Annotated in this window: 9 protein-coding genes and 1 pseudogene; 4 read left to right on the top strand and 6 right to left on the bottom strand. The window is 38.4% G+C overall.

Annotated features, from left to right (window positions below):
- Window positions 1-3 precede the first annotated feature (3 nt).
- Together dndD and dndE are read left to right on the top strand one after the other, a co-directional pair.
- Complete coding sequence (dndD, locus tag AB4375_RS10280) at window positions 4-2,022, top strand: DNA sulfur modification protein DndD (RefSeq protein WP_372051518.1); 2,019 nt, start codon at window positions 4-6, stop codon at window positions 2,020-2,022.
- Window positions 2,022-2,369, top strand: coding sequence for a DNA sulfur modification protein DndE (gene dndE / locus AB4375_RS10275; RefSeq protein WP_372051516.1), 348 nt, complete (start codon window positions 2,022-2,024; stop codon window positions 2,367-2,369). Before dndD ends, dndE begins: the two co-directional genes overlap by 1 nt.
- A 49-nt stretch (window positions 2,370-2,418) precedes the next feature.
- On the opposite strand, the gene AB4375_RS10270 is transcribed toward dndE, so the two are convergent.
- The 6 genes and pseudogenes from AB4375_RS10270 to AB4375_RS10245 form a co-directional block, all read right to left on the bottom strand.
- A complete protein-coding gene (locus AB4375_RS10270) occupies window positions 2,419-3,381 on the bottom strand; it encodes a hypothetical protein (protein ID WP_372051515.1) in 963 nt (320 codons plus the stop codon).
- Window position 3,382: 1 nt separating this feature from the next.
- Entirely contained in the window at window positions 3,383-4,348 is a 966-nt protein-coding gene (locus AB4375_RS10265) for a DGQHR domain-containing protein (protein ID WP_372051514.1), read from the bottom strand.
- Window positions 4,349-4,583: 235 nt separating this feature from the next.
- A complete protein-coding gene (gene dptH, locus AB4375_RS10260) occupies window positions 4,584-9,716 on the bottom strand; it encodes a DNA phosphorothioation-dependent restriction protein DptH (RefSeq protein WP_372051513.1) in 5,133 nt (1,710 codons plus the stop codon).
- On the bottom strand, window positions 9,697-11,109 hold the full coding sequence (gene dptG / locus AB4375_RS10255; protein ID WP_372051511.1) for a DNA phosphorothioation-dependent restriction protein DptG: 1,413 nt from the start codon (window positions 11,107-11,109) through the stop codon (window positions 9,697-9,699). The genes dptH and dptG overlap by 20 nt, the downstream gene beginning before the upstream one ends.
- A complete protein-coding gene (gene dptF / locus AB4375_RS10250) occupies window positions 11,106-12,695 on the bottom strand; it encodes a DNA phosphorothioation-dependent restriction protein DptF (RefSeq protein ID WP_372051533.1) in 1,590 nt (529 codons plus the stop codon). Before dptF ends, dptG begins: the two co-directional genes overlap by 4 nt.
- 277 nt (window positions 12,696-12,972) lie before the next feature.
- Window positions 12,973-13,176 (bottom strand): annotated as a pseudogene (locus tag AB4375_RS10245) (IS630 family transposase); the annotation flags it as partial.
- 448 nt (window positions 13,177-13,624) lie between these two features.
- Here AB4375_RS10245 and AB4375_RS10240 point away from each other — a divergent pair.
- Entirely contained in the window at window positions 13,625-13,819 is a 195-nt protein-coding gene (locus AB4375_RS10240; RefSeq protein WP_132968433.1) for a hypothetical protein, read from the top strand.
- A 310-nt stretch (window positions 13,820-14,129) separates the two neighbouring features.
- On the top strand, window positions 14,130-15,131 hold the full coding sequence (locus AB4375_RS10235) for a helix-turn-helix transcriptional regulator (protein ID WP_372051510.1): 1,002 nt from the start codon (window positions 14,130-14,132) through the stop codon (window positions 15,129-15,131).
- The last annotated feature ends 36 nt before the right edge of the window (window positions 15,132-15,167 follow it).

The raw sequence follows: 15,167 nt of genomic DNA, 5'->3' as shown, positions 1-15,167 counted from the left end.
GTCATGCTGATTACTAAATTAACGTTAAACAACTTCAGAGTATTTCGTGGATACCACGAAATAGATTTACGTCCGGCGCCTGCTCGTCTTAGTTTAAACGGCGCTATTGAAGGCACCGAACGCCCGATCATTTTATTCGGTGGCTTAAACGGTGCAGGTAAAACATCAATTCTTACTGCCGTTCGTTTGGCTCTTTTTGGTCGTCAATCGTTTGGCCAATTGATGTCGAATGGCGAGTATATTGAAGCTTTAGGTGATTTGATCCATAAGGGTGTTGGGCACGGTGGTGTTCAAGACAATGCATCTATTGAACTGGAATTTAAATACAGCCAAAACGGTGAAGAAAACACATACAAAGTTATTCGTGGTTGGAAAAAAGACAAGAAGGACAATTTGTCCCTCGAAAAAGATGGCCTTCCCATTCCCGAGCTCAATTACGAACAATGCCAAGGTTTCTTAAACGAATTAATCCCAACTGGCATCGCTGATCTTTTCTTCTTTGATGGTGAAAAAATCGCTGATTTGGCTGAAGATGAATCAGGGAAGGTTTTAAAGACGGCAGTTCGTCGCCTACTAGGGCTAGATGTTATTGGGAAGCTTAAGAGTGATTTAAGTATTTACCTAAAGAAACAAGGCTCCTCAACGCTTACTCAATCAATCCGCGAAGAAATGGATTCGCTCGATACCAAGCGTATCGAACATGAGCGTAATTCAGAAAGGCTACGTGGAGAAGCGGATATTGTTGACGCTCAAATAGAGCTCACATCAAATGACATTCTCAACTTAGAGAACAAACTTTCACAAAGTGGTGGCGCATGGGCGAAAACCCGTGAAGCCGAAACACTAAAAGTTGATGAGTTACTAAAAGAGAAAGTCGAGTTAGAAAAACAGATCCGTATGGAAATGGAAACTAGCTTACCGTTTTCACTTGCTCCAAATACAATGTTTTCATTACTTGAGAAGATCAAGCAAGAACAGAGCATCAAACAAAAACAAAACTTTGGCCAAGAACTAGATTCATTCCTTGAGACACTACGAGCTAAACTATCCTTCAACCTAAGTGGGTCGGCTCCAGCTGCAATGGAAGCCATCACAGATAGCCTCGCAGACCATTTAGGTGATATTTCTCAGCAAAGTCTGTTGCTTGATATATCTGACCGTCAGGCCGCCACCATAGACTACCAAGTAAACCAGCAATCCTCAGAGTCACTCCGCCGGTTTGATGAAGCTAGAACTCGCTTAAAACAAGTTGAAGATGACATTGATAATGCATCCAACAACATTGCACGTGCTCCAGAGCAAGAGCAGGTCCAAGGACTATTTTCTGATGTACGTGAGCTTGATAAAAAGAAAGAAAAACTGATTATTAAGTACCATGACTTATTAGAAAATGCGAAACGAGAGCTTCGACTAGCGCTTGAAACAGCGAGACAAATTCAAAAGCTTCATGACAAAAATAGAGATCAGGCAAATAAAGACAGTAGCGTCGCAAATGCCCAAAATGCAATGCTACTTCTAGATAGGTTTTCAGAGCAGTTAACTAAAGCTCGCGTAAAACAACTTGAATCCGAATTTGTGGCATCATATAAAAATCTTGCACGAAAAGAAGATTTAAAAATCTCAGCTACGATTAATCCAGTAACATTTGATGTTGAGTTAATCGACGAGCACGGTATTAAGATCAATCGTAAAGCGATGTCAGCTGGTGAAAAGCAAATTTACGCTATTTCTATCCTTGAAGCGCTAGGTAAAACATCAGGCCGTAAATTGCCAATTATTATCGATACGCCGCTTGGCCGATTGGATTCGCACCACAGAGATAAGCTAGTAGAAAACTACTTCCCTACAGCAAGTCACCAAGTGGTTATATTGTCGACTGATACGGAGATTGATAAGAACTATACCAGTATGATTCAAGATGATATCGCTCGCACTTACGAAATCTGCTTTGATGGTGCAACCAAGTCTTCATCACTGAAACAAGGTTACTTCTGGAAAGAGCCTACCAAGGAGGCTGTATAATGCTACCTAATCGCATGAACTTGACCCGCACTACAGAAGAACAGCTGAAGAAGCTAAAAGGCTATACAGGGGTTACTCCAAACGTATCTGCGCGTATTGCTTTTTTTCGCTCTGTAGAGAGTGATTTTAGGTACAACTTCATCGAAGCGAAACTCGATGGCTCATTAGTATTGGATAAGTTTACATGGCTAGGTGAAACCAGTGATGTGACTGAGTTAGTTTTAAAGATGTATTACCCTGAACTGGATACAAAGCAATACCAACAAGCTTGGGCTGCTCATGTTGAAGATGGAATTGCTTCAATACGCAACTTTAAAAACCTTAATAATATTTCTAACTCTTTATGATTTTTAGCGACATGGGAATAATGATTGCCATGTCGCTATCTATACCCTACTAAATCTTTACTTTTGCTCTATTTAAAAAACTTGAAGCCCCATGCTTCAAAAAACAATCGCTATTTTGCAAGTGCAAATCTTTTGTCAAAGAAAAACAAAGTGAGACGATCGAAGAACAAGTTTCGGCAAATAAAAGTAAGTCATTCTCAGGCTTAGCATTAACCAAATTATCAATGGAAAACTCTTTCTTCCAGTTGTCAACTACACCAAAAAGGCTACTATGCTCTGCTACTCGCCCATTGTAGGGATACCAAGCCCCCATAGAATGCTGATAGTTAACTTGATTCCGAACCATAGATAGAAAATTACCATTCGATTTAGTATTTCGACAACTTAAACCGTACCTCAATTCATATATATACTCGATTACTTCCTTTTTTTCCTCATTAATAAACGCATCATCATCGTTAACTGACGTTGCTATTTGTTCAAGATATTCGTACAGAGTGAACCAAACATCAGCATGGGAGTTATCAAGCTTTTTACATGAAATCTCTTGGCTATCCCAGTCTAAAACACAACAATAATAACCTTTAGATACACTTTTATCTGGCAAATACCCCCATACCTTAGCAATTTCACTAATGACTCTTGATTCTTGCTGATCAAATTGACTACAGCTAATCCCGAACAATCTTAGTACAGCCTGGGCCGCGTAATAGGCAGAATAATACAGCCTAACAATCAACCAACCCACAGACTTAGGAAAGCTTTGGTTTGGTTCAATGCCATGAATCGACTCAAAAGACGACGTAGCCATTCGGTTAATGTCAAAAGCAAAAGGGATATAAATGTCATTTAAGTCGTATATTTTTAACTTAAACTCATTTGCTAACACATTTTCTTCAACTTTGAACTGTTTACTTGCCAACCAACCTTTAAGCGTAAGCTCTCGAGAGTCATTTACTTTATACAATTCAGGTAAGGTAAAACACCTTAGTACATCAATTAATACAGACATATTAAAGTACAAACTTACTTTTCATGGAGTCAGAAAGATGTTTAGCGAGTGCTTTATATGAGCTTCCTGGGTTTTTAATTTTATTCGCACTTATATTATCAAACATATCAACCATAACACTATTAAAATTATCTGCCGTATAGTCTGAACCATGCCTATCTTTTACTTTAGATGCAACCTCAGGAAAAACACAGAGTACGGCTTTAAATACGGTAGAAGTTATAATTGATTCTTCCATTTTATTTTTCTTTAAATAACCACCACTAAAAACTCTCAAATAGTTATTTACAATAGGATACAGTTCATCTGATTCTCTATTACCAAATATTTTAGCTACAGGACTCAAAGCTGAATTAAAAGTTACACGACTAATTTTACCTTTACTTTTTGATGCAGGACTAAGCTTTCCGTAAAGACTGCTTCTTGGCTCTTTATTAAATGTATCAAAAAGATCACGTAATAACTGCTCCGTAGAGTTTTCATATTCGGCCATTCGTTTAATATCAAGCAACAACTCAGATGGAACACCTTTTTGCTTTGAGTTAATATCAATAAACAATCTTGTTTCCTCCTTTCGAGTTAAACCTGTATAAATAATCACTGGAACACGCATGCGTTTTTGGGATTTCGAGAATCCATAAACTCTATGCTGTCCATCTAGGATAAGGAACGCTTTGGGATCTAAAAAAAACTCGATTGCCTTACCTTTATTTACCTCTTCAAAATGTGCTTCTTCTTGTGCAGATAAAATTATAGCGGATGGTATAGTACCTTTCCCTGAATCAATATACTCAGCAATCTGAGTTGCTCTTTTTTCATCTAATACGCGCTGAAAACCTTGTACAGGGTCTTCATCTCTTGTAGATACAAAGCTACATTTCGCCAAATCATCAGAAAACATGGTAAATGAGTAAAATTTCGTATCATTCTGCATGATATTACTAACAGTATGTCTAACCTTTTCCACTTAACGCTCCAGTAAATTTTAGAGTAATATTAATATTCACAACCACTTTCATCATACACAATGAAATCAGTGGTTTATATAAAAACAGCTGAATGTAACCAACAAAAATAGCCAGTACTTAACTACTGGCTTTAGTACTCAAAAAGACTAAGCCAGCCGTTAAATTGACACTTTCAGCAAGCGGCCTATTTAGCTTTTACACCCAACTTTTAGCCGAGATGTGCTCATGATCGTTCTAAGATTCACTCAGCAACTCCCAAAAGGCTTTGTCTTTAATCTTAGTTATCTTCTTATCACCATCCACGTACAAGCTGTAATGCTTCTCTAATTCGCGGATAGACTTCATTAAATTGTCTTGTTCTTGCTTATCATCTTTATTAAAAATCGATTTAATATCTTGATTTTTTATCTGCGACACACGGTGAACAATCCAACTCAGAACATAACTTGAATAATCATTCTCACTTGTTTTGAAGTGGGTAATATCTTGCGTTGATAGAATCACACCTACCCCGTATTCTCGACCCTCTTTCAAGATTTTACGTAAACTTGGGAAGTTCTGAGACATAAAGTTATCGGCTTCATCCACCAGCACCAATTTGGTTACTTGGCGGAAATCACCCTGCACTTCAGGTTTCCCCTTTTTCTGCATCTGTGAATAAAACAAATCTAAAGTCAGTGCTACGACAAGATTTTGTACTTCAGGAGGGTACCCTGCAAGCTCAACAACTGTGACGCCATCAACTAGCTCATATAAGCTCACCATTTTTTCAGGATCAGTTTCAAATATCTTAAATCGAGCCAGCTTGGACAATGCGGCATAAAGAGAATCTTCTTCTACTCTTTCTTGATCTAGAAATAGGTCCCAAATCTGCTCAATAGTCGGCGCTGGTTTTGACCAAGTACTCGGATCTTCTGGACGAATACCAGCAGCTTCATAAGCCTCTAAAATAAGGTTCTCCAGCTTAAGTTGTTGCCTTTTCCCTAATCCGTAAGCCTTTGACATCGTTTCAGAAAAACCAGCTGCGGTATGAATTGGCAACATTGGCGTATCACCAAATAGACTTAGTGGATTATAGGGAAGCTTAAACAAATTAAACTTCTTCCCATTTGTAGCACTAATAAATTTATCGTCAACATAGTCTGACTTGTAATCAAAAATCAAAATACCGATTGGACTGCCATCTACATTTTTATGTTGATCACGGTAAAGCTGTGTAACCACCGCTTTCGTACACTGGGTTTTACCCGTGCCCATGGTGCCGATAATACCGGAGTTGGTATTCATGAATTTAGCTGTATTAGTGGGTTCCCAGTAAACGGCCTCATCATCACGTACATTATGACCAACCAGGACCTTTAGGTTATCGTTTGGATCATGCGCTACGGTTGAATCCGGTACGTTAACTGTCTGATTTTCTGAAGATCGCTCAACTGTTGGAGTATTTATGACCTCTTCCGATTCAATTTTAGTATTAACAGTTTCATTACTATTTTCTACAGAGCTAGTTGTTACCGATTTTACATGAGTAATTTCAGTTAACAGATATTGCTCCGGGATTTTACTTAATGTATCAGAGCAAGCATTTGCCATTAGATCTGTTAGTCGAGTACTTACTAAGTGATTAAGACTAGCGCTTGGCAATTGAATTTTAAGAATATTTTTCACCTCCTCAAAGCTTGCTTCAAAGAAGGTGTCATTCTCTACCATCGCTACCAAGAACCCTTCAGGGTACTCTTGCAGTTCAGCTAATTGGTAATCGCCCTGCAGCCACCATTCACGTTGTTTTAAGAGTGGCTCAAAGTAATCTGGTTGATAAAGGTTATACAGTTTGTATTTATCAATCTGCATTAGTATCTGACGCATAAACAAACCGCGGTAAAGATGCCCAGCTAAATCATCACGACCTAAAATATCTTCAGTTAAATAACGTTTTAGCTCTTTGGCTTGCTCTACCCCTTTATTGTGAGTTTGTTTTAGCCCTGCTTTTACTTCAAGTGGAAGTAAGTAAAGTTGATTGTCTTTAAAGCCAACAAACAGCACATCGTCTGAAATTGCACCGGATTTGTAACCATTTACATTACGTGAAAAATCACTGTCATTCATTTTCAAGCCAATATTACCGGCTACACGAACCATCTCAGCAACTGATAACGGAACCCAAATAATATCGGACTTTGCTAATAAGCAATTGATGTATTTATAGGCGCCAATAATACCCTTTTTCTCTTTTCGCTCATTGCTATTAGCAGTGATCATTTTGAGTAACCACTCACCGTTGAAGGCATTGAACTCCTCAATAATGCCACCTTCGTCCTGCTCTAATACTTTTTTATACAGGTCCGTTTCTTTGGTAACTGTGATCGCATCGTAGTTGGTTGAGTTAGTGTAATTATCTGAGTAATGGATCAGCACCATATCTTTAGCGCTTTCAAAAAAGTCTAAGGTGACTTTAGGGTCAATAATTGTGGTCCATATTGAATTATCGTAAGAGCGCTCAAGTAGTGTTTTAAAGTCATCACTCACCGCTAAAGCTAAAGAGTTAGCACGACCGTGTTGCACATTCGTTTTACGGGCAGGTTTAATCAAACCATTAAGGCGCTGCGCCATGCTAAGGTGCGAATTATCTTTAGTTTCAACATTCTTCAAACCAAATGCAGTGAAGTAGCTTTCCTCTTTGTTGTCGGCTGCTTCGCCCGCCAATAAGCCGTGACAAACTACGCCACTAAGCTCTTCTAGCACGTTTACATCTGTTGGCTCTACTTTATGATGATTTCTGAAAAAACTTAGGTGTGCATACGCTTGCGGTTTAGTCTCACATTCATCGTTACGAAACTTACTGTAAGTTAAGCGTGTACGTAATAGGTCGATAATGGCATCTGCTTGTTCTTTCAGTGCTCCTTTATCTAATCCATATAACCTTTTCAACTCGTCGTAACTGGCTGTTTCTGCAAAACGGTCAAATTCGCAGCGTGTCTCTTTATCATCGTATAAGTTCACATGGATATGGCAGACTTTGTCCTTTTGCGTTTTAACGTAATCCACCAGCCCCATAAACAGTTCAACATTTTTATGGTTATTTACCGAGTTGATAATCAGTGTGGCTTTGCTACCTGCAGTAAATAGTGAACTAAAGGCATCTTTAAACTCTGTGACCTTATCTTTCACCAATTTACGTACGTAGCTGTAACTTGTTTCTTGATGAGGCACTAGCTCAAGCCACATAGAGTTGTCTTTTTCTAGCTTGGTAAAAGCAAACTCATGTTTAGGGTGATACAGAAAAGGCAATAAACCACGCGCATTCAAGCGCTTTAACGTCACTTTGGGTAGTGTTTTAAAACTGCTGTTATCATTGATGTTATCACTAACTATTGCTTCAGCTAGGCTCAAGTGATAAGCCAACACTAAGGGGTGGAATGGAGTTATATATTCCCGATATTCTTCGTTTTCTTGGTATTGTGCATACCCGATATTAACGAGAAGTTTTTCTGCTTTGGTTAACATTACATCATAACCAATTTCAGCTATCGCTTGGTTGTATGCATCAACCAATTGAGAGACAACCTTTCTAAACTCGTCACCCCAACTAGATAAACTCGGTAGTGTTTTATTGATTGTGCAGTATTCAAATAACTTTAGGTATGACAGGTAAACTTCAGGGTAGTTTGCTTCAATCGCTTTTAGCTCTACGCTGTTTTGTGGGTCAACATGTTGATTTAATAACTGCTTATCTAAAAAGTCTGCTTCACGTTGTAACAGTGTTAAACGTCGCCCTTTAGGTGCAACTTCTTTATTGTCTAGTAGCACTTTGTTTTTGTTACGGTTAAAGCATGCAAAATAGTCGTCGTTAAATAAATGTACGAAACGGTCTGTATCTAACATGAGCGGCAACGAGAGTGAATCAGACGCTACAGCCCCTTCGACATTAAAGACTAAGCTACCAACCGGACTAGTCACTTCAAAGACCACATCATTTGACTCATTAGCTAATAATTCAAAGTCGATCTCTTTGATTTCTTGATTGTCGAATAATTGCCCAGACTGCTCTAGTTTAGCTTTATTGCCCTGCTCTGCAATTACAAAGCTGTTATCTTCTGTTTGTAGCGTTATACGTTTTTTATTTGGTTCAATTAGGAAGATATTTTCAAACGAAGGTAAGTAAAAACTATCTGCTGTTAAGACCAAAACACGGAATTTATAACACTCTGCTGTTTTATCTCTTTTTAAGACCAAACTAAAATACGTTGGCTCACCTGTAAATGCCCCCGTAACAGTAACCTTACTACGTTTTCCACCACTATTATTAGGCTGCTGGATCTCAATGCTTGGATCTTTGGTATGCTGTAGAGTAAGTTGATTTTTCTCGACTTTACCACCTAAAAAGGTAAGTGACAGATCAAAGCTCTGCAGGCCCTGTTGCAACGGCAATATGATATGTTGTTCACGTTTCCCTGCTTTACTATCTGATTTACTTTTCTTAGCTAGCCTATCTATTTGCTGAGAATCAATCGACTCGAGCTCAAGGACATTGCTTACGTTATTTTTTTTCTCATTTAAACAATCAGCAAAAGTAAGCTTTGTTTTCCAGCTTTCCAAATTTTCATCGTTAAAATGTTTAGCAACAAACTTTTCACTAAAATCATTCTCCGCAAACTTCTCTTCAAGCTCTGTTGAAAAACGTTCAGTTACTGTATTGATACGATCAAATAGCTTTTTATTTTCTTCTAAACGGTTGTTAATCTGCTCTGGTTTACCACTCCAATTCAATATTTCAGGGTCATCTAACAAACCAAGCTCATGAAACTTCAAATCCCCATCTAAGATCGCTGTGTAAAGCTCCTCAAAGCCAAACATGGTTGCACCATCATCCACTATTTGTGAAAAACGGTGATCTAGCAAACATTCAGAAACTTTGCGGTCTTTTGCGTTGGGATCGATTAGACTTTTTAAAGCATCTTTGATTTTTTCTGGGTGCCAAACACTATTGTCTTGAGCTATATCTTCAGCAGAGTTGATTAGTGTGTCTAGCATGCTGTTATGAATAACTAACAATGCACAACCTTTAAAATCACCTTGCTGTCCAGCCACTTCATCACGTAAATGTGAGATAAAGTTCTCAGAATAACCAATGTCATTTTCACTGTGTAGTACAGGTAAAAGCTTGGTATTACCACACTTCAATGCTCTGATGGTAGTGTTTTTGACCGTTAATTGATCATCACATTTTCGGATAAACGCATTGTATAAACGCTGGCTATTCTTGTTATCCGGCGATTGGAACTGATAACGGTAACCATGCTGCAATTTTGTCTCGTTTAACTTTAAAAACTGCTCAGTTAAAAAGTTCTCAAATTGTTTTTCTAACATAGACTGCATCTCCACTATCGCTCATACGTTCAACATTACCAATACGTTCAAAGAATTTAATTAAGGCTTGTTGGCTCTGTTTATCGAAAAATACACCTCTTGATTCAAAGGCTTTGATTAACTCGTGGAAACGAAGTTTATCTTGCTCACCAATGGCTAAGTTGGTTAATAACAATAGATAGTCCTGATTAAATACTAATACGCGACCAGCACGGCCACGGGATTGTGCAAAATGGCTACAAAACTCAGATTCTGTTGCTTTGACGTAAAGCTTATTAATCTCATGACGCGTTTCTTTTGAACCAAACTGCATTCTGCTCAACTGAAGTAAATCTGCTAGCACATCATGTGGGTTTTCACTGTCACTCAAGTCGAGGTGTAAATCTCGACTCTCTTTAAATGCCTGTGCATAGTTTTTCAGTAAAGTAGCGGAGCTAGGAGTTTGCTGGAGATTTTCAGCTAAGGCCCATAATGGCTGAATGGTGTTCACTGCATTATCAATCTTTTTAGATTGCAGGCTTTCATTCATTGAGAGGTACGGAAAGATATTCCACAACGACTTTGACAATTGTTTAAAGCCATAGTCTTTTATCAGATAACGCTCATCACTGGCTTTTTCGCTGTCTAATATGTAATAACATAGTTGCGCTACCGGCTCCCCCTTCTGCCACCTTTTTAAATTAAGCGCTAGCTGCGCCGTATAAAGATGTGCGTAAAGGTGTAAAAACTCTTTGAAGATTGATAATAGGTATTTTGGTCTTTTGCCTAGAAAACGAAGATCTTGCTGTAGTTGCTTTGCTATAAATGGTAGATATGGCGCTTCACTCGGTTCAGAAAAAGTCAAAACTCCATCTTTCTCTTTATTGCTTGGCTTCATTAACTTCAATAGTTCTGAGTACAGCTGCTCCTCTAAGAAGTTAAATTGATTGTTTGGTTTTTCATTAAAGAAGAAGTTTTGCAATAAATTAGAAAACATTCCACCTAAGCTTGCATCCCTTGCACTGCCTTTCTGCTTAATAGTCTTAAACAATAAAAACTCAGGCGATATTTTAAAAAGCTGGTCATTTTCAAAGTACATTTTTTCTAGGATGGGCCAGAAATCACTTTCATCTAACTTTGTTTTAAAACTACGCTCGCAGCTCAACTTAAATGTTGTGAGCGCTATTTCTGATTCAGTTGTTTCACCCTCTTTAATCGCTAACTTTTCATCATCAGTTAATTTTTCTAGGTACAATTCTTTTCGATATGATGTTTTAACCACATAACCTAATACACTGTCCCAATTAAAGATATCTTTTCTATCCTTTGTGTTAATTGGGAAGTAGGTAGTTAAAGTGTTATTTTTCACCCCATCTTTAGACTGGGGCAAGTCAGCTCTTAGCATTAAACTCATAGTCCACTCACCTCAAAATCTTCATTATCTACGTTGGTTATTTTGTATTGCTTGTTACCTTTCCCAACGATATATAGGGTATCTGCACTATTTGCGATGTCCGCAATTTCATCAACCAACTCATCCAGTAACACGACAGTATTTTTATCATGTTTGTTAGGGCGATAACCGGAAACGATACGTTGCATTAAGTTCAACAAATTGATATTGACCATCAACGATAAGGTTTTATCCCCAACTCGAAAATAAGCAGTGAAATAGGCAGTGTTTTTTTTGTGGTCATTTTTAATCGCTTTAACGTCAGCCTTTAACTCTAGGGATGAAGCTAAAAAATAACCATTATGCTCAGAAATGAAAAACTCCCCTTTCGCCAATTTAGGTGCATTTCGATTGTTATATTTATGGATAGCTGTAATTGCTGTTTGGCGATAAAAATGACGCAGTTTTTCTTTTTGTTCTGGTGAGCTATCAAAAGCAGTATGCAACTGCCAAACTTCTGAGTAATTGTCGATTAGGTGCTCATCAAAATCATTCGAAAACTGCTTATGGTATTCATTCCCATAGTCCGACTTCCTTAGAATATAAAACAATCGCAAGTAGGACTCGGCATTTAGTCCCCTTCGTATACCAAAAGCAGTCAATGCGGTTTTATAATCGTCAAAGTTAACGTCTGGTAGCTGCAATGAGTGAGACAAAATAAATTTGTCGATTTTTTGTGTACGTTGAATCGATGGGTCAAAGTCTGAAATAATATTGGTCAGCTCGTTTTCACCTTTTTTGAATAGGTTATCAAACAAATAGCCAGGCCCAGCAAGCAGATGAAAAATGAAATCCAATAATGCTCGCGCTGTTAAGAATTGATCTTTCATTAAACGCGCTTTGAACAATAGATCGACAATGACATCTTGAACTTCTTCACGCCCTAGTAATTGATAGTTAGCACAAAGCTTTTTATCAGGGCTTTGTTTGTGCATTTCAACATCAAAGTATTGGCGAATTAGGTTTTCATCTTTTTCAGTAATTTTCTGAAGCAGCTCTTTTGCAAACTTAGAAGTATGGCCGTCAATTTCTAACGTAAATTTAGGATAGTCTTCAAAATCTAAAAAGATATGATTTTCTGAGGTCGGCTGTTTCTCTAAAAAAGCTTTGATTGATGATGTTACTTCGGTCACCGCGCCTTCTTCAGCATAGTTACCCAACATACCTGTATTGATGCCTACAACTAGCGGCTTCGGTGTAGTGTTAAACTCCGTAAACAATTCATCCAGCGTTTCAATAGCCGAATCACTCGGACGAAAACTATGGGTTGCATCGAGATGGAAGTCAGCTCTATTTTGATACTCTTTCTTATACTTTGTCAGTATTTCGGATTTGCCATCACCACTACTACCACACAAAAAAATGATTTTCTTATCGGTTGAGGATAGTCCTTTCAATTGTTTAACAAAGTCAGCCTCTATATCTGTTTGTACATAAAGATACTTTTTTACAGCATCTAAGTCAGTTGATATTGTTGCGTCTCGCTCTGTAGAGACTGCATATGGCGACGATTTTGACATCACACTAAGTGCGGTTCGTAAATCAATCAAGTTTTATAACCCCATGAAAATATTAGGTAGACAGAAGTACAGGTGATAACCAGGATAGCTTACGCTGTTACTCAGACTCAATACTGTATAACTCAGCATTCTACCTAATTTAGTGTGTACGTGTTCATATTCCGCTAATTTTTCCTGAAGAGATTCACATCTTTTATGTTTTTTACGAAATAATGAGATCTTAATATTTATCAGAGACTTGATCCTTTGAACCATGCCTTTTAAATAGGTGGGGGCCAATGATTAACAAACTTATCGCCAATCGACTTGAAGATGCAGGCTTGGACAACTGAGAATGAACATTGATTCCAGGCGTTAACAAAACTTGCGTTCTCTACATGATTCACAGTAAAGCATTGGTCTCTTGTTGCTTTGAAATCACGTTTGTTTTGAATTAAATGTTAATTCTCGACTTCTCACTCATTACTATCCACAGCCGCTCAATTGGATTGAGATTATGACTGTAAGGTAACGGATTTTATGGGTAGCTCTCTTTACTTACAGAAAAAAGAGTGTAACTGCTTAAACCATGTACCTAGCCAACACTCCTAGTACCAGTCACTGCTCAAGCAACTCTTACAGGGGGAGCATTTAAGTCAGTCGTGAGATAGGTGCGAGCCCAGTCAATACGGTTATCTCGAACAGTTTGCTTTCCGCTAGTTAATTAATCACATCAAGTAGTTTTACCTCTTTTTCCATTGGCAGCCTTTTCTATTTCAAGAAATGGCCACATAAACTAATGGAAAGTGGACAGCACTCTACGTGAAGATACGTACTCTGTTGCGTATTTTTACGCATTAAGTGACCACCCACTCAGTTTACAGCTTTGTTGAATAAGATTAGATTAGATGACTTTAAATTCAACTAACTAGCACAAAGGTAAGGAATACAAACACATTTCCGACGGAGAAATTCCTTTGCCTTACGACAATTCATTAGATCAACAAGAAACCATTACTCAGTGGATAAAAAACGGTACATCCGCAGACGATGCCGAACAGCTATATTCAGATATGGTTAACGACCCTGCTTACTCAGATCCTGATGCCGTCACCTTTGAAGACCCATCTATAAATGACAGATTGAAGCAAGCTGAGTCCAAAAAGCGGTAACGCTATGAATATGGAGAAGATCCAAACTCTTCTCCTACTTTTCAATTATTTAATCCAATAAATTTCACACACATATCACTCCTATGTATCCACCAGCATAGGAGTTCATTATGCCCACCTCGATTATTCAATTAATTTCAATTGTACTCTTTCATCCGACACCAGATGCCCAAGCTACTCATACAATCAACTCACCTTAAAGCCTAGCGTGTAGAGCTTCGTCTCTTGCTATCAACAGAGTAGAGTGACTTGTTCCAACATCGTTATACCGTCACCTCTATTTTGATCCGATTAGCTAAAGGTGTGCACGATGAGTAAAACCACTCATGTGAGCACTCGTCAGCATATGATATTCGCGCTTGAGCTATACAAGCGCATACCGTATTGGCACAAAGTCACTGCTTCTGAGCTCAAAGTACAGCTTCAAGAGATAGGTATTGATAGAGATATTCGAACGATTCAACGTAACCTTGATGTGTTACTTGAGTATTTTGATATTGACCGAGATACCCGTGATAAACCTTATGGATACCAGCGAAAGCAAACTAAATCTCTTGTTGGCTCCAGTACTCAAGAGGCACTACTTTTGTGTCTGGCTGAGTCTCACTTCCACTACTTAATCCCTACCCATATATCCCATACTCTTCACTCGTTATTTGAAGACGCTAATTACCAACTGAAATCAATCGATCAGGACTCAAAAGAGTCCCAATGGTTACGAAAAGTAGATTTATTCGGCACTTATGAACTAAGGCGTAATATCAGCCTTGATGCTTACGCAGCTATCAGTCAAGGGCTCTACCACAACCGTTGGTTAAACTTGCACTATTACTCTGAAGGAGAGAAATACAGAAAAGATGTCATGCCATTAGGCCTTTCACAACAAAACAATACATTGATATTGCTGTACCGCCAGAAGGGAGATAAAGACACTACTTTTGTTGATGTCAGCCAGATTCACAAAGTTACATTATCAACCTTCACGTTTGCTTACCCACAAGACTTTGACTTGCAACAGTCAGTATCGAAATACACCAATACAGAGCATGAGCGTTATACACTCGAATTCACCATTACTAAACAAGCTGGTGAACATCTCTACCAAACACCACTTTCCAACGACCAACGTATCTCTGAGTTCGATACGTATTTACACATCACTGCTACGGTTTCTAATACACCACCGTTAGTGGCGTGGCTAGAAGCACATAAAACCCACATCACCTTTGTAGAACAACAACCTACACCACCGTCAATTAAAAGCCCCCAACTGCAAACCACTTTTCTAAATAGCGATAGTGGTCTCAATTAGTACAACCCCATGCGACACCAGATGCCCAACCTATTG

Origin of the sequence: Vibrio sp. 10N.261.51.C6 (genome assembly GCF_041471785.1) — a bacterium.
GTDB classification, from domain to species: domain Bacteria; phylum Pseudomonadota; class Gammaproteobacteria; order Enterobacterales; family Vibrionaceae; genus Vibrio; species Vibrio crassostreae_C.
Note: the sequence above shows the minus strand (reverse complement) of the source record. Positions and strands in the feature narration are given on the sequence as shown.